The organism is Pseudochrobactrum saccharolyticum (assembly GCF_008801715.1).
Lineage (GTDB): Bacteria > Pseudomonadota > Alphaproteobacteria > Rhizobiales > Rhizobiaceae > Pseudochrobactrum > Pseudochrobactrum saccharolyticum.
In genome coordinates this window covers 33136-53762 of record NZ_VZPG01000005.1, presented here as the reverse complement: position 1 = coordinate 53762, position 20627 = coordinate 33136, and the positions used below count along the sequence as shown (strand labels likewise).

Sequence of the window (20627 nt, the reverse complement as noted above, 5' to 3'; positions counted from 1 at the left end):
TGGTATGAAATTGTTCTTAAATAATAAACTGAATGCCTGCTGCCGGTATTTTCTGGCAAAACATGACAATTCCGGCTTTGCTTTTCCGGATTATCAGTTAGGCTTGAGAAATGAACCGGCTATCCGGCCAAATAATCTGGGCATATGCCCTTGCAGTATATGAAAGTGAAGAATGAGCCTGCAACGGGATTTTCAGACAATCACTCCTTTTGAAGTCTGTGCTCCGGCGCAACAGCGCATCCCGTTCGTTTTTAATTCGCCGCATAGCGGCAATTATTATCCGCGGGCATTTCTGCAGCAATCCCGTCTCAGCCCCCATGATATCCGTCAGTCGGAAGACTGCTATGTGGATGAATTATTCGCCATGGCCGTGCCGCTGGGCGCGCCTTTGCTGCGTGCGCATTTCCCGCGTGCCTATCTGGATGTGAATCGTGAGCCCTTTGAGCTCGACCCGAAAATGTTTAACGAGCCTGTGCCGTCTCATGCGAATATCAGGTCAACACGGGTTGCAGGCGGTTTAGGCACAATCGCTAAAATCGTTGGCGAAGGTCAGGATATTTATAAATCCAGACTGCCATTATGTGAGGCGCTCGACCGGATCGAAACCATCTATAAGCCATATCATCATGTGCTCGGACAGTTGCTGAGCGATACGCGGGCACAATTTGGCTATGCTGTTCTGGTGGATTGCCACTCGATGCCGAGCGGAATGGATATGGCTGATAATGCGGGTCAGAACGGGATTACAGGGCGGCCGGATTTCATTATCGGTGACCGTTTCGGAAGGTCCTGTTCTGATGCCTTGTCATGGGCGGCAATCGAGCTGTTGCAAAATATGGGCTATAATGTTGCGCATAATAAGCCTTATGCCGGCGGTTATATTACCGAACATTACGGACGCCCGCATCGTGATTTCCATGCTTTGCAAATTGAAGTGAACCGCGCACTCTATGTCGACGAAAACAGCCTTGAGTGCCTGCCGTCATTTGCGGGGCTTTGCCGTGATCTGACGCAATTTATGGCAGATCTGACGGCCTTGCCGGATTATGTATTTTTACAGAAACCGCAGGCCGCAGAATGAAACGCGCATAAAAAAAGACCGCACAAAAGTGCGGTCCAAAATCTAGGGAGGAAACGCCCTTGCGGGCGAAAACAGACATATTGTCCATTAACTATTTTATTTTGCCGGTGAGTTACGGTCAATTCGGAATTCGGAAAAATCAGACATTTTTATGAAAATTCTGAATTTTCTGAAGTTACAATCAAATTAACTTATTGATATATTTCATCAAAATGTTTTGGCTAAAAGCTATAGCTCAAGCATTTTGATGAGAGATATCGCCGAAATTTCGTCGAAATGCTAAAATCCTGCTGTGAAATGGAGTGAATTTTCGTGGTGAATTCGTCGTTTTTAAAAGAGGTTGCACAGGCAGCGTCCGAACAAACCCTGCCGCGATTCCGGCAAAAAATCGCAATCGATAATAAATATACTGTCGGTTTTGATCCGGTAACCGAAGCGGATCGCGAAGCTGAAAAAGCCATTCGCAAAGTGATCAATCAGCATTTTCCCGATCACGGAATTCTGGGCGAAGAGTTTGGCGGCGAAAATCTCGACAGCAGCCATATCTGGGTAATTGATCCGATTGACGGCACCCGTGCTTTTATTTCCGGACTGCCGGTTTGGGGTACGTTGGTCGGCCTGATGGTTGATGGCGATGCCCGTATTGGTATGATGTCCCAGCCTTTCACCAATGAGATGTTTTATGCGCTGGGTGACGGTGCTTTCTGGAGCGGGCCGGAATATGCAGGCAATGGCGGGCATGTGCAGCTGAAAACCCGCCAGACCACAGATTTGTCGGAAGCAACGGTTTTCACAACGTCACCGGCTTTGTTCAAAGACAAGCAGCGCGAGGCGTTTGATCGTCTGGAAGCACAGGTGCGTTTGTCCCGTTATGGTGTGGATTGCTATGCCTATGCAATGCTGGCTTCCGGTTTTGCCGATCTGGTGATTGAAAGTGGTTTGCAGCCTTATGATGTTATGGGCTTAATTCCGGTGATTGAACAGGCAGGCGGTGTTATTACGCAGGCCGACGGCGGACCTGCGGAGAAGGGGGGCTATATTGTTGCTGCTTCTTCAGCAGCTCTGCATGAACAGGCTCTGAAACTACTGAACGCCTGACTATAGCGACCTATGCTTCAATCAGCGCCGGTTCAGTATTTTGTTCCGGCGCGTTTGATCCTGGTATAAATGCATCAAACGCTGCCCAGACCTGCTCCCGATAAAAATCGCTTTCCTGCAATAATTCGTGTCGTGCGCCGTCAATGGTAATCAGAGAGGCGCTGCGTAGTTTTTCAGCAAGACGCATTGCTGCTTTACCATCGACAACACGGTCGGCACCGGGAACGATAAACAGCGTTGGGATCGCAAAATTCTCGTAAAATTGCTGATTGTTGATACTGTGAATGGCATTGAGTGTTTGCGCCAGCCAGCGGATTGTCGGCCCTGCGATACCCAGTTGCGGGTGCTCGCGTGTGATTGCGGCATTGCGCAGATAACGGGTCTGATCGTGCGTAAGCGGGTTGCCGTCAAAACTCTCCGGCGGCAGTTGCAAAGGGACTTTACCAGCATAGCGGCTGCCAAAACCGGATGATGCCAGCAATGTGGCAAGCGGCCTAAGCTGACGGTCTGAAAAGATGCTGCGCGCCAGCCCGAGAAAAGGGGAAACCAGCACCATGCGGCGGATACGCGATTGCAGCATTTCATGCGATTGCAAGGCGATTAATGCGCCGGTTGAATGTGCCAGAATATAATAGGGCGGCGGGCAGTCCGGCATGATGATGGTTTTGAGAAAAATCTCGAAATCACTGCGGTAATCGGAAAATTTTCGGACATAGCCACGCGCGGCATCTTTGAGAATGCGGAACGATCCGCCCTGACCACGCCAGTCCATTGTCGCAACACAAAAACCGCGCCGGTTCAGATCACTGATCGTTTCATAATATTTTTCAAAGGCTTCATTGCGCCCGTGGAGCAAAATGACAGTGCCGTTACGCGGTGTATCTTCCGCATAGGGGCAAAAAGCATAGCGCAGCTCAAACCCGTCGGCAGACTGAAAATAGCCTGCCTGCAATCCTGCGGGTACCTTGTTATTTTCTGTCTCAAAAAACGGATTTGTCATTACTGCTACTCTTGTCATTGCGTGCCGGTGAAGCTTCAGTGCTTCTTATATGGTCTGCATATAGCGGGATCATGGCGGGCGGAAGACAAATTGTAAATGCCGGAATTACCCCCTTGAAATATGTTTTCTGTAATACCAGATCATTGGTGTAGCCGCCTGATAAGGGGCTGCGCAAACGAGAAAGGCTCGCCGATAACGGGAGTTTTTCAGACAGTCTTTTAACGCAACGTCGCTCTGAAGGAGGGCATTTTATGCGTCATTTTGATTTTTCTCCGCTTTACCGTTCAACCGTTGGTTTCGACCGTTTGTTCACGATGCTGGACAGTCTCGGCCAGCCGGAAAGTGCGCAGGCTTATCCGCCTTATAATATCGAGCGCACCGGTGAAAGCTCCTACCGTATTACCATGGCTGTGGCCGGTTTCGATCAGAATGAGATTGAAATTGAAGCGCACCGCAATCAGCTGACCATCAAAGGCACCAAGATTGCCGATGAAGCGGACAGTGAAAAAGAATTTCTCTATCGCGGGATTGCATCGCGTGCATTTGAACGCCGCTTCCATCTGGCCGACCATGTTGAGGTCGCCGGTGCGAGCCTGAAAAACGGCTTGCTGCATATTGATCTAAAGCGTGAGATTCCTGAAGAACTGAAGCCACGCAAGATTAATGTGACGAGTGTTTCGGGCGATACTTCGCAAAGCATCGATGCCAAAACCGTTGATGCAAAAGCAATCAGTAAAAACTGATCTGCACATATTGTGAATCATGAAAAAGGGCAGGAAATTTCCTGCCCTTTTTTGTTTAAAGAGCTTTGATCAGGCTGACGAATTTATCTGTCTCGTCTTGCGTTGTGGCGAAGCTGGTAACAAGACGAATGAAAGTTTCGTCCTCAGCAATAGGATCAGCGCTATGTGGCGGGTTCCAGTCATGGAATACTGCGCCCTGTGCCAGTAGTTTTTCACTGTCTGACTTTTTCAAAATGGCGAAAATCTCATTGGCCTGCGGCTGCCATGCCAGCTTCACTTTGCCGGAAGTTTTGATGGCATCTGCCATTCTGGTGGTCATGGCATTGGAATGACGGGCAAGATTGAGCCACAGATCATCTTGTAAGTAAGCATCAAACTGCGCGGCAATGAAACGGGTTTTGGAGAATAACTGCGCCGCACGTTTGCGGATGAACGGCAGGTCTTTCGCCTGTTGCGGGTTCATGAAAACCAGAGCTTCCGCACACCAGCAACCGTTTTTGGTGCCGCCGAAAGAGACGATATCAACGCCCTGTTTCCATGTCATTTCTGCCGGTGTAACACCCAGCGTCACCAGAGCATTGGCAAAGCGTGCGCCATCAAGATGCAGCGGCAGATCATGTTCACGGCAGATCGCTGAAATCGTTGCGATTTCATCAAGCGAATATAGTGTGCCGATTTCGGTAGCCTGCGTAATGGTCACAGCCATTGGCTGACCGGCATGGATGAAGGCAGGGTTGAAGCGTTTCAGCTCCTTGCGCAGATTTGCCGGATCCATTTTGCCCAGAGCGCCGTCTACCGGATGCAGACGGGCGCCGCCGGTGAAATATTCCGGTGCGCCGCATTCATCTTCGATCACATGGGCTTCACGATGGCAAAGCGATACACCGCCCGGACGGTTAACGCTGGCCAGCGCCAGAGAATTGGCGGCGGTACCTGTGCCGACAAAATAAACCGCAACTTCACGCTCGAATAATTCATTGAAGCGCTGCTCGACCTTTTTGTCGATTTCGCTGGCACCATAGGAAGCAGCAAAGCCACCAGCATGAGCAGTAATATTGGCATTGATATCAGGATGGGCACCGGCCCAGTTATCGGAAGCGAAGAACATCAAGAGCTCCGTATGCATCAGGACTAAGAACTAAACTGCAAATCGTTTAGAGGGTGCAGTTTAATGTGATGCGTGTTTATAGCTGGTTTTTTCTGACACACGAATGAAACCTGATATCAAGTTTCGGTGTGGTCACATTGACGCAGTTTTTCTGATTTGCGTCTGGTGCTGCCAGCTAAATCCTTGTTTTTTCATATGATGAAATTGATTGCGCAATAAAATTACAAAAAATCGATTTAAAATTGAATATTTCGTGCTTGTAGAGCAGAAAATATTCTGCAATAAAATGATAGGGCAGCAATGCTGACCTATTGAGCAGGGTTCGGTCTAAGGAAAATCCGGCGAATTTTGCTGCAATTCATGCTATGATTTTACCTGTTTTCCGCAATGGCAATCAAAACAGCCGTTGCGATAACCGGTGAGAGCATTCCGTTCATGCGCACGCCATAGCGTGCTTAGCAACAAGGGAGGCCGGTCAATGATTAATCTGATGTATTATGCTGTCTGCTTCCTTTGGTGCGCTGCACGGACAGGCATTTTCACAAGCTCATTTAACAATTCTGCTGTTTCAGCTGCGGTCTTTATCCCGTCCGGAGGACGGGTTGGTGCCGCACGCCTGAGCCGGCACATGGCCCTGTACCGGGTCTAAGGAGGTTTCGATGTTGATCAAGTCGCATTCTGTTGGGGCATTTCAGGCTCATACGCATACAGAAAAAGGCGGCAAAACCACAACATCGACTAAAACCGCCAAAACATCCCGAACTATGCCCAAGAAACAAGGGCTCTATGATCCGCGACATGAGCATGATGCCTGTGGTGTCGGCTTTATTGCGCAGATGAAAAATGTGCCGTCGCACCAGATTGTGCTGGACGGCTTGCAGATGCTTGAAAATCTCACGCATCGCGGTGCCGTGGGTGCCGACCCGCTGATGGGCGATGGTGCCGGTATTCTGGTGCAGATTCCGCACCAGTTTTTTGCACAAGAAATGGCAAAAGCCGGTATTCATCTGCCGGATGCCGGACATTATGCTGTCGGCCAGATTTTCATGCCGCAGGATGTGAAGCTGCGTGCGCATCTGGAGCGGGTGATTACGGAAGTGATCGCCGCAGAAGGCCAGACATTGCTCGGTTTCCGCACCGTGCCGGTGGATAATAGTTCACTGTCCAAAGCCGCAGATATTGCCGCAACCGAGCCGGTGCATCGTCAGGTCTTTATCGGCCGCAATCCGAATATTGCCAGCGATGATGATTTCGAGCGCCGTTTGTTCGTGCTGCGTAAGGTGATTTCCAACCGGATTTTTCAGGAAACCGAAGGCCGTGATAACGGTTTCTATATTGTCTCCATGTCTGCCCGCACCGTTGTTTATAAAGGCATGTTTCTGGCCTATCAGGTCGGTGCCTATTACAAGGATTTGGCAGATCCGCGTTTTGAGAGCGCCATTGCACTGGTGCATCAGCGCTTTTCAACCAATACTTTCCCGTCATGGAAGCTGGCGCATCCGTATCGTATGGTTGCCCATAATGGTGAAATCAACACGCTGCGCGGTAATGTAAACTGGATGGCTGCGCGTCAGGCTTCGGTGGATAGCGAGCTGTTCGGCAATGATATTTCCAAGCTCTGGCCGATCTCCTATGAAGGGCAGTCGGACACAGCCTGTTTTGATAATGCGCTCGAATTTCTGGTGCAGGGCGGTTATCGCCTGAGCCATGCGATGATGATGCTGATCCCTGAAGCCTGGGGCAATAACAAGCTGATGGCGGATGAGCGTAAGGCATTTTACGAATATCATGCCGCCTTGATGGAACCTTGGGATGGCCCTGCCGCCGTTGCTTTCACCGACGGTCGCCAAATTGGCGCGACGCTGGATCGTAACGGTCTGCGCCCTGCGCGTTATCTCGTGACGGATGATGACCGGATCATTCTGGCATCGGAAGCGGGTGTGCTGCCGGTGGATGAAAGTCGGATTGTCAAAAAATGGCGATTGCAACCGGGGCGTATGCTGCTGATTGATCTGGAAGAGGGGCGCATTGTCAGTGATGACGAGCTGAAATCCCAGATCGCCAGTGCGCATCCATATCGCCAATGGCTGAAAAACACGCAGCTGGTGCTGGAAGATCTGGCACCGGTGGAGCCACGCGCTCTGCGCCGTGATGTCAGTCTGATCGAGCGTCAGCGCAGCTTTGGTTACACACAGGAAGACACCAAACTGCTGATGGCACCGATGGCGACAACGGGGCAGGAAGCGGTTGGATCGATGGGTACGGATACGCCGATTTCCGCGCTCTCGGACAAGGCCAAGCTGCTTTATACCTATTTCAAGCAGAATTTTGCGCAGGTGACCAATCCGCCGATTGATCCGATCCGTGAAGAACTGGTGATGAGCCTCGTATCTTTCATCGGGCCGCGACCGAACCTGTTTGATCTGGTCGGCACCTCACGGCGCAAGCGTATGGAAGTGCGCCAACCGATCCTGACCAATGCTGATCTGGAAAAAATCCGCTCCATTGGCCATTCGGAAGACCGTTTTGATACCAAAACACTGGATATTACCTATCCGGTGAATGAAGGCGCGGCGGGTATGGATGGCACATTGGCACGTCTGTGCGACCGTGCGGAAGCGGCGGTGCATGGCGGCTATAATATTATCATCCTGTCTGACCGGCAGGTCGGGCCTGACCGTATCGCCATTCCGGCTTTGCTGGCAACGGCTGCCGTGCATCATCATCTGATCCGTAAGGGTCTGCGCACATCTGTGGGGCTGGTGGTTGAGAGCGGTGAACCGCGCGAAGTCCATCATTTCTGCTGCCTTGCCGGTTATGGTGCCGAGGCGATCAATCCGTATCTCGCTTTTGATACGCTGACCGACATGCATCAGCGCGGGGATTTTCCACCTGAGGTGGATAGTAGTGAGATTGTCAGCCGTTATATCAAGTCGATCGGCAAAGGCATGCTGAAGGTGATGTCAAAAATGGGCATCTCCACCTATCAGTCCTATTGTGGTGCGCAGATTTTCGATGCCATCGGCTTAAAACAGGATTTTGTTGACCGGTATTTCTTCGGCACCGCTTCGATGATTGAAGGTGTGGGGTTAACTGAAGTGGCGCAGGAAACTGTGCTACGGCACAACACGGCCTTTGTGAAAGAAATCGGCGGTACCGGTGCGCTGCCTGCGGGCGGTGAATATGCGTATCGTATTCGCGGTGAGGCGCATATGTGGTCGCCGGATGCGGTGGCCAAGCTGCAACATGCTGTGCGCAATGACAATCCGAAGAGCTTTGCGGAATATTCCGAAATGCTCAATAGCCGTTCTGCGGCAGCCAAAACCATCCGCAGCCTGTTCCACTTAAAGCGCGCGGGTGAACGCGGAAAGAGGCCGGTTGATCTGGCAGAAGTTGAGCCTGCGGCTGAAATCGTCAAGCGCTTTTCAACCGGTGCGATGTCCTTCGGCTCGATCTCGCGTGAAGCACATACAACACTGGCCGTTGCCATGAACCGGATGGGTGCCAAGTCCAATACCGGTGAGGGTGGTGAAGAGCCGGATCGTCTCTACCCGCTGCGTGACGGTTCACCAAATCCGCAACGCTCGGCGATCAAGCAGGTGGCATCAGGACGTTTTGGCGTGACCACGGAATATCTGGTCAATGCCGACATGATTCAGATCAAGGTGGCGCAGGGTGCCAAGCCCGGTGAAGGCGGTCAGTTGCCGGGGCATAAAGTGGATGCGACAATTGCCAAGACACGTCATTCCACCCCGCGTGTCGGCTTGATTTCACCGCCGCCGCATCATGATATCTATTCCATTGAAGATCTGGCACAGCTGATTTTCGACCTGAAAAATGTCAATCCGCAAGCCGATATTTCGGTCAAGCTGGTGTCGGAAGTCGGCGTCGGTACGGTTGCTGCCGGTGTTGCCAAGGCACGTGCCGATCATATCACCGTTTCCGGTTATGACGGCGGTACCGGTGCATCGCCGCTGACTTCGCTGAAACATGCCGGTTCCCCTTGGGAAACAGGACTGGCGGAAACGCATCAGACATTGGTTCTCAATGGTTTGCGCTCGCGCATTGCATTGCAGGTCGATGGTGGTTTGCGTACCGGTCGTGATGTGATTATCGGTGCTTTGCTGGGTGCGGATGAATTCGGTTTCTCCACCGCGCCGCTGATTGCTGCCGGTTGTATCATGATGCGCAAATGCCATCTCAATACTTGTCCGGTTGGTGTGGCGACCCAAGATCCTGTGCTGCGTCAGCGTTTCAAAGGCACACCGGAGCATGTGATTAACTTCTTCTTCTATCTGGCGGAAGAAGTGCGCGTGCTGCTGGCCGAGCTTGGCTTTACCAGATTGGAGCAGATTATCGGTCGCTCCGACCTGTTGGAAAAGCAAGCAGCGATTAATCACTGGAAGGCACAGGGGCTGGATTTCAGCCGTATTTTCTATCGCCCTTATGCGGCAATCGCTGGCGATGAGGCACAGCTGCGCCATACGCAATTGCAGCAGCATCCGATTGATGATGTGCTGGATCGTGATCTGATTGCAGCTGCCGCACCGGCACTGGAAAATCGTGAGAAGGTTACGCTTATCCGCAGCATTAAAAATACCGATCGCTCGGCAGGGGCGATGTTGTCCGGTGCGCTGGTCAGCTGTTACCGCCATAAAGGTCTGCCGGAAGATACGATTCAGGTGCGTTTCAATGGTACTGCGGGGCAGTCTTTCGCAGCCTTTCTGGCACATGGCATCAGTTTCGAACTGCATGGCGAAGGTAATGATTATATCGGCAAGGGCTTAAGCGGCGGGCGGATTATTATCCGTCCGAGTGAAGACAGCCGGCTCAAGGCCGATGAGGCGATTATTGCGGGCAATACTGTGCTCTACGGCGCGATTGAAGGTGAGTGCTATATTCGCGGACAGGCGGGCGAGCGTTTTGCCGTGCGTAATTCCGGTGCCGTTGCGGTTGTTGAAGGCGTGGGTGACCACGGCTGCGAATATATGACCGGCGGTGTGGTGGTTGTGATTGGCGAGACAGGGCGCAATTTTGCGGCCGGTATGTCCGGCGGCGTGGCCTATGTGCTGGATGAAGCCGGTGATTTTGCCCAGCGTTGCAATATGGCGATGGTCGAACTGGAGCCGGTGCCAGAAGAGGACGACATTCTCGAAAAGCTGCATCATCACGGCGGTGATCTGATGCATAAAGGCCGCGTGGATGTTTCCGGCAATATGACCCGTCACGATGAGGAACGTTTGGCACAGTTGCTGGCCAATCATCATCATTATACGGGGTCTGAGCAGGCACGGATGATCCTTGATAACTGGGAACAGTATCGTCCGAAATTCGTCAAAGTCATGCCGGTCGAATATCGCCGTGCCTTGGAAGAGATGGAACTTCTGCGCAATCCGGTTGCCGCAGAATAATCCGAACTTCAGAAAAGAACAGGTTTTTAAAATGGGTAAAGTTACAGGTTTTCTGGAGATCGACCGGCAGGTTGCGCAATATCAGCCGGCATCGGATCGCATCAGGCATTTTCGTGAATTCACTCTGCCGATGAGTGAACCGGAAGTGCAGAAACAGGCAGCACGCTGCATGGATTGCGGTGTGCCGTTCTGCCATGGCGATAAAAGCGGTGACAGCGGTTGTCCGGTGAATAACCAGATTCCGGACTGGAATGATCTGGTCTATGCGGGGCAGTGGGAAGAGGCGATTGCCAATCTCCATTCCACCAATAATTTTCCGGAATTTACAGGGCGGATTTGCCCTGCACCGTGCGAGGAATCCTGCACGCTTAATCTGGAAGATATGCCGGTGGCGATCAAAACCGTTGAGCAGGCACTGGCTGACAAGGCTTTCGAACTGGGTCTGATACAACCGCAAATCGCGGCTGTTAAGACCGGAAAACGTGTCGCGATTATCGGCTCGGGTCCTGCAGGTCTGGCCGCTGCACAACAGCTCGCACGTGCTGGTCACGGTGTGGATGTTTATGAACGGGAAAGCCGTGCGGGTGGTTTGCTGCGCTATGGTATTCCTGACTTCAAAATGGAAAAGCAGTTGATTGACCGCCGTATCACCCAGATGGAAGGCGAGGGGGTGACGTTCCATTGCGGCGTGGAAATTGGCAAGGACATTGCGGTCAAGCAATTGCTCAAAGATTATGATGCCGTGCTCTATTGCGGCGGGGCGGAAACACCACGCGATCCGGCTTTGCCTGGTTCTGACTTAAATGGTGTTTATGATGCCATGCCTTATCTGGTGCAACAAAACCGCCGTGTTGCAGGGGAAGATGAACAGTCGCGTGCTTGGGCATTGGAAGATAGTATTTCGGCAGCAGGCAAACGGGTTGTGGTTGTCGGCGGTGGCGATACGGCTTCTGACTGTGTGGGCACGGCGTTCCGGCAGGGCGCAGTGCAGGTCACGCAGCTGGATATTCGTCCTGAACCACCGGCACGGGAAGATAAGCTCGGCGTGTGGCCTTATTGGGCGACAAAGATCCGTATTTCGTCCAGTCAGGCGGAAGGCGCTATGCGTGAGTTTCAGGTGGCAACACTTGGCTTTGGCGGCGAAGACGGCCAACTGACCCATGTGCTTTGCAGTGCAGTGGATGAACGGCGCATGCCAATTGCCGGTTCGGAGTTTATTTTGCAGGCTGATCTTGCATTCATTGCCCTTGGTTTCAGCGGCCCTGCCAAGCAGGGCGTGTTGCCGGAACTCGGTGACAGGCTGAAGCTGAAAAAAGATGCCCGTGGCGGTGAGAGCGTGATGGCCAATGAGACGGATTATCACACATCTATACCAAAACTCTTTGCAGCGGGTGATGTACGTCGCGGCCAGTCATTAGTTGTCTGGGCAATCCGTGAAGGGCGGCAGGCTGCAAGAGCTATTGATCTGCAATTGATGGGCGCAAGTCTGTTGCCTGCGTGAATGAAGAAAGGCCTCGCTAAAGCATTTCCAGCAAAAGTGTGAAGCGGTTTTGCGTAGGATAATGCGTAAACTAAAAGATAGAGCGGCTCCAGCTATTTAATCTTAACCGGAGCCGCTCTTGAGGCTTTTTTTAAGGGCGTGGCCAGCTGAAATCATCCGCACGGCCATGCGGAGCTGCTTTCATAGCAGGCTTGTTCGCTGCAGCAGCGGTTTTGCTGATCACTGTTGTATCACCCAGCAGTGTATCATCACCGGACTGATCCAGATCATTGAGTTTCATTGGCCCGATACGGGTGATTTCTTTCTGCACCGGCAAAGCCATAGGTTCATTGCTTTTACTGTCAGGTGAAACAGGAGCATCCGGTGATGAGAGTTTCAGCAATTGACGCAATGGTTTTTCCGCATAGAAAGCCAGTTTTCGCTTGCCGGCTGCGGTCATATTAATTCCGTCATTGCCGCGCAGGCGTACCGTCTGACCGTTCACATCAACACCGGTCTGAGTAAAGCTGCCTTTATCATCGACAAAACCGTCCCATACATCGGCGAAAACAACCTGAGGTGTTGTATCTTCCGTTGTAACGGCTTGTTCTGCCGCAGTCTTATAAATCTTGTTCAGCGACAACATGGTCTGAGACAGTGAAGAAGATTGATAGGGCGGCTGGCCGATCCAGACAACAGGCACGCCGGATTTCGCTGTGACTTGCAGAAATTCATCAACCCGCGACTGATACAGTTTCTTCCACTCATCCGTATCGGCGGCAACACTGACGCTTTTCTGTGTGAGCGGCTGGCGGTCATTCGCCCCGATCATCATAACGACGACGGCAGGTTTCTGCTCAGTCAAAATGGCCGGAAGTTCTTTGCTCCAGTTATAATAATCCTGACGAACAAAGCCTGATGAGCCATTGGTCCGGTTGATAACCTGCAAATCCGCAGTTTGGGAAAATGTCTCTGTCAGCCCTTCTGCAAGACCACCGGCGATAAAATCACCAATAACCATAATCTTCCGCGCATCGGGATTCTTTGCGACGGCTTCCGGTTGCGGCGGTGTAATAATGGCTGGTTTAGGCTTGGTAACAACGGGCTTTTTCTTCACCGGTGCCGAGCGCCGCTGCGGCTGCTGAACCGGAGGGCGGGTGACTTCCTGCTGTCTGGGCTGTGCGGGATTTCCGAATAATATATCCAGCAATGTACGGCGTTTTTGTTGCTGCGGATATTGCTGGGCAATGAGAGTGGGGGCACTGTCCGGCTCTGCCATTTGTGTCTGTGCAGTGGCGGGAGTTGCCAGCAATACGGTCAGGCCGAAAGCCACAGTTAAGGATTGCAGGCTGAGCAAGCCCGCTCTGATCTTGTTCTGTGTGACTGTTTGATCTGTCATAACGGGTTTCAACCCTTAAGCCTTCTGCTGCATTTGCCGTTTAGAACGCATATATGCGGCAGTATAAAGGATCAGGCCGGATTAACCGGCCTGACAATAAGTCGTATTTAGCGGCGGCGCAGAACGCTGAGCACTTCTTTGCTCGGATGGCCGTCAGGTGACAGCCCGTTGCGCTGCTGGAAGGCCTCAATCGCCTTACGTGAACTTGAGCCGATTTTGCCGTCAATATTGCCGTCATAATAGCCGAGTGCACGCAGATGCGTTTGCAGTTCTTCACGTTCTTTCATGGAGATTGGTGTGAAAGGACGGTTCCAGTCCTGTACCAAACCCTGATAACCGGCAACGCGGTCAGCCAGAAGACCCACGCCGAGAGCGTATTTATCCGCATTATTATAGCGCTTGATAACGAAGAAGTTCTTGGTCATCAGGAAGGCAGGGCCGCTGCGGCCATCCATGACTTTCAGCGTGGCTTTTTCAGCATCACTCGGGAACGGACGGCCATTGGCGCGGACCAGTCCCAGACGGCGCCATTCAGCAATGCTCAGGCTGCCGGACGGGAACTTACCCGAAGCAGGCAGAACCACTTCGTAACCCCATGTGCGGCCAGGCTCCCAGCCATTTTTACGCAGAAGATTGGCAGCGGTTGCCAGCGCATCCGGCACGGAATTCCAGATATCGCGTTTGCCGTTACCATCAAAATCAACCGCATAGGCCTGATAGCTGGTCGGGATAAACTGGGTATGCCCCATTGCACCGGCCCATGAACCGCTCAGATGTCCGCGGTCAATATCACCGGTCTGGAGAATCTTCATCGCTGAAATCAGCTGCGTGCGGGCATATTTGGCGCGGCGCTGGTCGGCATAGGCCAGTGTGGCCAGCGAGCGGATCGCATCGCGCATCACATCGGGGCGCTGCATCATCTCGCCATAGCCGGTTTCCATTGACCAGATAGCCAGAAGCACATTTTTGTCTACGCCATATTGCTTTTCAATCGCATTGAGGGCTTTGCCCCATTTGCGCGCCATGGCCTGACCGGTGCCGATAGAATGCTCGTTGACACGGTTGTCGATATATTCCCAGACAGGGGAGGTAAATTCAGGCTGATAACGCGCTTTTTGCAGCACTTCAGGATCAATCGCATTCACACCGGCAAAAGCACGGTCAAAAGTGGCCGGAGCAATCCCGTTCTGAAGGGCTACAGGGCGAAAACTGGAAACCCATTTGCGAAATTGAGCATCGGCAGATGCATAGCCGGTTGTCAGAATAAGCGACAAGGCAGCCGCAGAGGCTGTTGTTGCTGCGGTCTTCCAGAAGCGGCTTTTGAAAATATGGGTTCGAAGCATGCTTTTCTCCCTGAATATAAACTTTAGCATTTCGCATTATAACAATGCACACAGGCATTGTTGCGGGTACGAAAATGCAATCAATTAAGAGCGTCGTTCAGTTTGCCGGTGCTCACTACGCTCGGGTAATGGTTTTAGCCGCATTATCCGGATGCAAAATCACTTCACAATTTTGCGGGAAATGGTCTAGGTTCATTGTTTATGCCACACGGAAGTTAGCATTTAGTTTACCATGCAGTGCCGGAATTAAGAACCGGCAAAAAACTGTTAAGACAGTGCAGATAATAATCAGACAATGAATGATCTGCATATGCGTAATTTCGGCTTGTCTGAATTACTGCATCATTGATGAACCGGACGTGAAGAAACTTCTGTTCGGGCATGAGAGACGCTCAACTGCGTTAATAATCGCACATGAAATGTGACCGTAACTTTTAGAAAGTACAGGCTTTTTTCATAGTTTAGCTGTAATGGCTTTTATAGATCAAGTTTAGCAAGAGACTAGAGTACAGGTTGATAATAGAAAAATTATAACCGGTGGCTTAGGTTTGTTTGATGTAGGTTGAAACCGGATAAAACGGGAAGTGACATGAGTTCAGTTAAAAAAATCCGCAAAGCAGTTTTCCCTGTCGCCGGACTGGGGACACGTTTCTTACCAGCCACAAAGTCAATCCCGAAAGAAATGCTGACCGTTGTTGATAAGCCGGTCATTCAATATGTGGTTGATGAAGCGCGCGAAGCGGGTATCGAACATCTGATTTTTGTGACCGGCCGTAATAAAGCGGTGATCGAAGATTATTTTGATGCTCAGGTTGAACTTTACACAACGCTGCAGGAACGCGGTAAGCTCAATGAGCTGAACCATATGCAGAGCCTGCAGCCGCAGCCTGGTACGACCAGTTTCACGCGTCAGCAGGTGCCGCTTGGCCTTGGCCATGCAGTATGGTGTGCCCGCGAAATCGTTGGTGACGAGCCTTTTGCACTGTTGCTGCCGGATATGGTGATGCAGTCGAAAAAAGGCTGCCTCAAGGAAATGGTTGAGCTTTACGAACAGACCGGCGGCAATGTGATTGCTGTGCAGGAATGCGATCCGGAAGAAGCGCACAAATATGGTATTGTCGGCAAAGGCAATGCAATCGGCAATGGTTTTGAAATCAACCAGATGGTTGAAAAGCCAGCCAAAGGTACCGCGCCGTCAAATCTCTATATTAACGGCCGTTATATTTTGCAGCCGGAAATCTTCGACCTGCTGAGCAAGCAGGAAAAGGGTGCCGGTAACGAAATTCAGCTGACTGATGCGATGCTGAAACTGGCGAAAGAGCAGGATTTCTACGGCTTTAATTATCAGGGCCGTACCTTTGACTGCGGCTCCAAAGAGGGCTTCATTCAGGCCAATGTGGCCTTTGCCCTGTGGCGCCATGATATCCGCCCGCTGGTCGAAGTCAGTATTGATGAATTGCTAAAGACGATTAAGTTGTCTTGAGCTAAATAAAAAAGCCGGTCAGTGACCGGCTTTTTTATTACGACTGTAATTATGTCAGCGGCGCAGTTTTACGCCGAGATAGACGCTGTTGCTGCTATATTTACGGCTGGCCACATCGCTGTTGATGAATTCATGGCGCAATTTGCCATCCACACCGAAGAAGCGGTTGAACCAATAAGTCGCCCCGATTTCCGCGCCCATACCATAATCGGTACCACTGCCGTCACGATTATCACGGATAGAAGCATCAAAGCGGGCATTCACGCTGAGATCGGCGCGGATCATGCGGGTGACATCAATATTGGCGAGATACAAAATGGATGAATTGCCGCCAATATCCGGGCTGCTGTCGAGATAAGTGCGCAGACCAAAGCGGACATCGGTGCCGCGCTGCGGTGACCAGTTCATCGCTGCATCCACCGACAGGCCGCCGGTATCTTGCAGACGGTCATCTGCACTGCGTGCGCCTATATAACCGACAGAAAACTCACCGTTCAGTTTTTCACCGGTATTGATCTGCAAACCGGTACGAAGCCCGAGCTGGGTTGCATTGCGATCCAGACCATTATCGTTCTGGTAAAGCCGGCGACCCACTTCAACTTCCGCAAACGGGCGGATGGCGGCGCTCAGCTCAAAACCGCCGCGCAATGTCATGCTGACATAGGTATTGTTGCGGTCGCTCTGATCCAGCTGGTCGCCATTATATAATTTGGCTTTGCCGTAACGGGTATTGTTCACCCGTGCTATCGCACTGGCAAAAATCTTGCCGATATCGCGCTCAATACCGGCCTGCGCATTCAGGCTCTGTACCAGAGGGCGGGTGCGTGCGGCGCTGATACCATTCGGATCAGATGAATCTTCACGATTGACAGAATAACCAAGCCCGAAATTCAGACGGGTTTCATCACTCATATCCAGTCGTAATGCAGCATCAATCTGCCCGCGCGGATTGGAAACATACTGGCCGGAGAGATTTCTCTCGAAGATACCGGATGCATCCAGTGTGGCCAGATGGCTTGCCCAGTCTGAACGGGCATTCAGCCGCAATGCGGTTTCGGACAAGACACCGCTGGTTCCGGTTGCGCTGTTATCGGCATTGTTAGTGGCGCGGATACCCTGATCCAGCGACGGACGTAAGATGAAACTTCCGGCGCGAATGCCCTGCGGTTCAAACGGATCCGCTTCAAAAGGCGCACGCGGGCGGCCTTCAAGGGCGCCTTCCGGCATATTTTCCCGTCCTTCGCGAACGGCTCTGCCTGCATCTGCGGGGCCGGTGCGTAAACCGCTGATATCTTCGCTCAACGGAACAGCGCTGTCGGCAACAGGGCGTGCAGCCGGAACTGCAGGATTGATTACAGGCTGTGCAACGATACGGCCATTGGCATCATAAGTTATATTTTCAGTGCCTTCGCTCTGCGCAATAACATCGGCAATTGCGTCATTTTGAGCACCGGAGGGCACGGTTTGTGCCTGGGATATGGTCACGGATGAAAACAGCACAACGCCCGTCAGCAGAGCTGCCTGACGCAGCCCGTACAGGGAAAGCGGGGCGTAATGAGCCGGTTTGGCTGTTTTTTCCATTGTCCTGCCAAGAGTTGTGCACGCAACTGAGAATGCCTGCACGGAGCAGGCTTGTTACAGGACGGTAAAGGATCATGGTTAATACAAAGTTTCTTTTGCTGTAATGGGCTGGCTTTATTCAGCTTTTCAGCTTGTGCTTTATTAATTACAGGGAAATATGTGCTGTATTTCTGCAAGCAGGGAGGCTGGACAGGGAATATGTAAAGTTTTACCTCATAATTCGTTTTGCAGAATGCAGCTCCGGTTTCTATATAGAAGAAGCACTATTGACCGGATGAATGAAGTGAGAGAAGTCCATTGAGCAGCCACAGCCCAGCTATCCGCTCCGCCCTGAATACAATCGCAGTTGAAAAAGCCGGTATGAGCGCTCTTGAAGATGCGCTGCAAAACGGGCTTGCAGAGCCGTTTGAACAGGCAGTTCAGGCTATCTCCGCTATGAAGGGACGGGTTGTTGTGACCGGTATCGGCAAAAGCGGCCATATCGGCTCCAAGCTGGCGGCAACTTTTGCGTCCACCGGAACGCCTGCGTTTTTTGTTCATGCGGCGGAAGCCAATCATGGCGATCTCGGCATGATTAACAGCAATGACGTTATTCTTGCCCTGTCCTGGTCGGGTGAGACTGCGGAGCTGAAAGGTATTGTCAGCTATTCCCGCCGTTTTAAAGTGCCGCTGATCGCGCTGACCTCCGGTGAACATTCCACGCTCGGCCGTGAATCTGATGTGCTGTTGTTATTGCCGAAAGTAGTTGAAGCCTGCCCGCATGGTGTTGCACCGACCACATCAACTCTGATGCAGCTGGCAGTGGGTGATGCACTGGCACTTGCTCTGCTGGAAAGACGCGGCTTTACCGCCAGCGATTTCCGCGTATTCCATCCGGGTGGCTCACTGGGTGCCAGCCTTTCTCATGTGAAAGATATTATGCATCGCGGTGAGGAATTGCCGTTGGTCAAAATCGGCACACCAATGCCGGAAGCGATGCGCATTCACTCGCATAAGCATTTCGGCTGTGTGATTGTTGAGAATGAAGACGGCACACTGGCCGGTATCATCACGGATGGCGACCTGACACGCAATGTCGACCGGCCGATGGCGACGCTGAAAGTCGATGATATTATGACCCGCACGCCGAAGACTGTCAGCCCTGACCAGCTGCTCGGTTCAACACTGGCACTTTTGAATGAAGCGCGTATCGGCGCGGTGATTGTGGCTGAGAATAACCGTCCTGTCGGGCTGGTGCATTTCCACGATCTGCTGCGTGCCGGTGTGGCTTAAACGCTCTCTGCAGGATAATAAAAAGGCGGCCTATTAGCCGCCTTTTTTGTTATTTCACTTCTTCAACTTGCAATAATCCGTCGTGATATTCCCGCACGATGATTGTTGTACCGGCTGGGAGATCAGGGCCGGTCACACGCCAGAGTGTATCATCAAAACGTGCACGGCCATGGCCGTTGATAATCGGCTCTTCCAGTGTGGTGCGCATGCCAATCAGCTGATCGGCTCTGCGGTTGAGCAGCGGTTCATCGCTGTTCTGCACCCGCGGATTAAAATATTTGCGCCCGATCAGCACAAAGATCACGGACAGAACCATGAAGAGCAGCAGTTGCGCTTGCCAGCTGTCGATGAAGCCGAGGCCGGTAAACGCAATCAGGCTGGTAACCAGAGCAGCAAAACCGATCCAGATCAGGAAGACACCCGGTGTCACCAGTTCCAGAAACAGCAGAACAAGGCCAAGGACGACCCAGTTCCATATCCCTAATGCTGCGAGCATATCCGGCATCAGCGTGATCCTGTCGGCGGTACACGATTGCCGATAATGTGGTTCGGAACCGAGACATAATCAGCAGAGCCGCTGCGGCTTGTACCTTCGCTACGGGCAGCCGGTTTGGCAGGTGCTTTACGAGCGGCCTGTGCGCCTTGGGTGGTGGTATTCGCACCGGAATCCGAATTATTGCCGAAGACTTCTTTGGCAATCGCACCAATACCGCCCAATGTGCCGATCAGCGACGAGGCTTCCAGCGGCATCATAATGACCTTGTGATTTTTGGCAGAGGCCATTTCGGAAAGCGCATCGGTATATTTCTGTGCAACGAAGTAATTCAGCGCCTGCACATCACCCTGCGCAATCGCTTCGGACACCATGGTTGTCGCTTTGGCTTCCGCTTCTGCCAGACGCTCACGGGCTTCCGCTTCACGATAGGCAGCCTCGCGCTTACCTTCCGCTTCAAGAATTTGCGACTGTTTCAAACCTTCAGCGCGCAGAATCTGCGCATTGCGGTCACCTTCTGCTTCCAGAACCTGTGCACGCTTGTCACGCTCGGCTTTCATCTGCCGCGCCATGGAATCAATCAGATCTTTCGGCGGATTGATATCTTTGATCTCAACACGGGTGATCTTGATGCCCCATGGATGCGCCGCCTGATCCAGTACGCGCAGCAGACGATCATTGATGGTGTCGCGGTTGGAGAGCAATTCGTCCAGATCCATCGAGCCCATGACGGTACGGATATTTGTCATGGTCAGGTTGAGGATTGCATATTGCAGATCGGAAACCTGATAGGCAGCCTGCGCCGCATTCAGCACTTGAAAGAAAGCCACAGCATCCACGGATGTGGTGGCATTATCACGGGTAATGACTTCCTGTGTCGGTACGTCCAGTACCTGCTCCATCATATTGAGGCGCGCGCCGATACGATCAAAAAACGGGACGATCATATTCAGCCCCGGCGACAAAGTGCGGGTGTAACGGCCGAAACGCTCGACAGTAAAATTGGAACCCTGAGGCACAATTTTAATACCGGCATAAAGCGTGAAAATAACCACTGCAGCTAAAATCAGCAGGGCGATATTGGCACCGAATTCCATTCTGTTTCCTTTTTAAAATGCCGGAAATGATGATGGTC

At 51.9% G+C, this 20627-nt stretch carries 14 protein-coding genes; 7 read left to right on the top strand and 7 right to left on the bottom strand.

What is annotated here, in order from left to right; all coding sequences use genetic code 11:
- Nucleotides 1–172 precede the first annotated feature (172 nt).
- Both F7P81_RS14325 and hisN read left to right on the top strand, forming a co-directional pair.
- A complete protein-coding gene (locus F7P81_RS14325) occupies nucleotides 173–1081 on the top strand; it encodes an N-formylglutamate amidohydrolase (protein ID WP_151160061.1) in 909 nt (302 codons plus the stop codon).
- A gap of 306 nt (nucleotides 1082–1387) precedes the next feature.
- Complete coding sequence (gene hisN / locus F7P81_RS14320) at nucleotides 1388–2179, top strand: histidinol-phosphatase (RefSeq protein WP_374828104.1); 792 nt, start codon at nucleotides 1388–1390, stop codon at nucleotides 2177–2179.
- A 10-nt stretch (nucleotides 2180–2189) separates the two neighbouring features.
- Here the strand turns inward: hisN and F7P81_RS14315 are convergent, their stop codons facing one another.
- Nucleotides 2190–3179, bottom strand: a complete 990-nt coding sequence (locus tag F7P81_RS14315; RefSeq protein ID WP_151160059.1) for an alpha/beta fold hydrolase — start codon at nucleotides 3177–3179, stop codon at nucleotides 2190–2192.
- 251 nt (nucleotides 3180–3430) lie between these two features.
- Here F7P81_RS14315 and F7P81_RS14310 point away from each other — a divergent pair, with 251 nt between their 5' ends.
- Nucleotides 3431–3922, top strand: coding sequence for an Hsp20 family protein (locus F7P81_RS14310; RefSeq protein ID WP_151160058.1), 492 nt, complete (start codon nucleotides 3431–3433; stop codon nucleotides 3920–3922).
- Between the two features lie 55 nt (nucleotides 3923–3977).
- Here the strand turns inward: F7P81_RS14310 and F7P81_RS14305 are convergent, their stop codons facing one another.
- Nucleotides 3978–5030 (bottom strand): threonine aldolase family protein, encoded by a 1053-nt coding sequence (locus F7P81_RS14305; protein ID WP_151160057.1) that lies wholly within the window; start codon nucleotides 5028–5030, stop codon nucleotides 3978–3980.
- Between the two features lie 665 nt (nucleotides 5031–5695).
- Between F7P81_RS14305 and gltB the strand changes: the two genes are divergently transcribed.
- Nucleotides 5696–10441 (top strand): glutamate synthase large subunit, encoded by a 4746-nt coding sequence (gene gltB / locus F7P81_RS14300; RefSeq protein WP_306402447.1) that lies wholly within the window; start codon nucleotides 5696–5698, stop codon nucleotides 10439–10441.
- Between the two features lie 31 nt (nucleotides 10442–10472).
- Nucleotides 10473–11942, top strand: coding sequence for a glutamate synthase subunit beta (locus F7P81_RS14295; RefSeq protein WP_151160055.1), 1470 nt, complete (start codon nucleotides 10473–10475; stop codon nucleotides 11940–11942).
- A 130-nt stretch (nucleotides 11943–12072) separates the two neighbouring features.
- Here the strand turns inward: F7P81_RS14295 and F7P81_RS14290 are convergent, their stop codons facing one another.
- Nucleotides 12073–13320 carry an SGNH/GDSL hydrolase family protein gene (locus F7P81_RS14290; protein WP_246176139.1) on the bottom strand — a complete coding sequence of 416 codons (1248 nt, stop codon included), beginning with the start codon at nucleotides 13318–13320 and terminating at the stop codon, nucleotides 12073–12075.
- A 107-nt stretch (nucleotides 13321–13427) separates the two neighbouring features.
- Entirely contained in the window at nucleotides 13428–14693 is a 1266-nt protein-coding gene (locus F7P81_RS14285) for a lytic murein transglycosylase (RefSeq protein ID WP_374828103.1), read from the bottom strand.
- Between the two features lie 559 nt (nucleotides 14694–15252).
- On the opposite strand from F7P81_RS14285, the gene galU reads away from it, so the two are divergent.
- Nucleotides 15253–16146, top strand: a complete 894-nt coding sequence (gene galU, locus F7P81_RS14280; protein ID WP_151160053.1) for a UTP--glucose-1-phosphate uridylyltransferase GalU — start codon at nucleotides 15253–15255, stop codon at nucleotides 16144–16146.
- Between the two features lie 54 nt (nucleotides 16147–16200).
- Here the strand turns inward: galU and F7P81_RS14275 are convergent, their stop codons facing one another.
- Entirely contained in the window at nucleotides 16201–17727 is a 1527-nt protein-coding gene (locus tag F7P81_RS14275) for an outer membrane beta-barrel protein (RefSeq protein ID WP_151160052.1), read from the bottom strand.
- A 297-nt stretch (nucleotides 17728–18024) separates the two neighbouring features.
- On the opposite strand from F7P81_RS14275, the gene F7P81_RS14270 reads away from it, so the two are divergent.
- Nucleotides 18025–18999, top strand: coding sequence for a KpsF/GutQ family sugar-phosphate isomerase (locus F7P81_RS14270; RefSeq protein WP_246176138.1), 975 nt, complete (start codon nucleotides 18025–18027; stop codon nucleotides 18997–18999).
- A gap of 49 nt (nucleotides 19000–19048) precedes the next feature.
- On the opposite strand, the gene F7P81_RS14265 is transcribed toward F7P81_RS14270, so the two are convergent.
- Both F7P81_RS14265 and F7P81_RS14260 read right to left on the bottom strand, forming a co-directional pair.
- Nucleotides 19049–19507, bottom strand: a complete 459-nt coding sequence (locus tag F7P81_RS14265; protein ID WP_151160051.1) for an NfeD family protein — start codon at nucleotides 19505–19507, stop codon at nucleotides 19049–19051.
- Nucleotides 19504–20589, bottom strand: a complete 1086-nt coding sequence (locus F7P81_RS14260; protein WP_151160050.1) for an SPFH domain-containing protein — start codon at nucleotides 20587–20589, stop codon at nucleotides 19504–19506. The genes F7P81_RS14265 and F7P81_RS14260 overlap by 4 nt, the downstream gene beginning before the upstream one ends.
- Nucleotides 20590–20627 lie beyond the last annotated feature (38 nt).

Excerpts from the sequence above, each read along its gene's own strand:
- F7P81_RS14285 (WP_374828103.1), bottom strand. The coding sequence starts at position 14,693 with ATGCTAAAGTTTATATTCAGGGAGAAAAGCATGCTTCGAACCCATATT.
- F7P81_RS14305 (WP_151160057.1), bottom strand. The coding sequence starts at position 5,030 with ATGTTCTTCGCTTCCGATAACTGGGCCGGTGCCCATCCTGATATCAAT.
- F7P81_RS14315 (WP_151160059.1), bottom strand. The coding sequence starts at position 3,179 with ATGACAAATCCGTTTTTTGAGACAGAAAATAACAAGGTACCCGCAGGA.
- galU (WP_151160053.1), top strand. The coding sequence starts at position 15,253 with ATGAGTTCAGTTAAAAAAATCCGCAAAGCAGTTTTCCCTGTCGCCGGA.
- F7P81_RS14260 (WP_151160050.1), bottom strand. The coding sequence starts at position 20,589 with ATGGAATTCGGTGCCAATATCGCCCTGCTGATTTTAGCTGCAGTGGTT.
- F7P81_RS14295 (WP_151160055.1), top strand. The coding sequence starts at position 10,473 with ATGGGTAAAGTTACAGGTTTTCTGGAGATCGACCGGCAGGTTGCGCAA.
- F7P81_RS14275 (WP_151160052.1), bottom strand. The coding sequence starts at position 17,727 with ATGGAAAAAACAGCCAAACCGGCTCATTACGCCCCGCTTTCCCTGTAC.
- F7P81_RS14290 (WP_246176139.1), bottom strand. The coding sequence starts at position 13,320 with ATGACAGATCAAACAGTCACACAGAACAAGATCAGAGCGGGCTTGCTC.
- F7P81_RS14325 (WP_151160061.1), top strand. The coding sequence starts at position 173 with ATGAGCCTGCAACGGGATTTTCAGACAATCACTCCTTTTGAAGTCTGT.
- F7P81_RS14310 (WP_151160058.1), top strand. The coding sequence starts at position 3,431 with ATGCGTCATTTTGATTTTTCTCCGCTTTACCGTTCAACCGTTGGTTTC.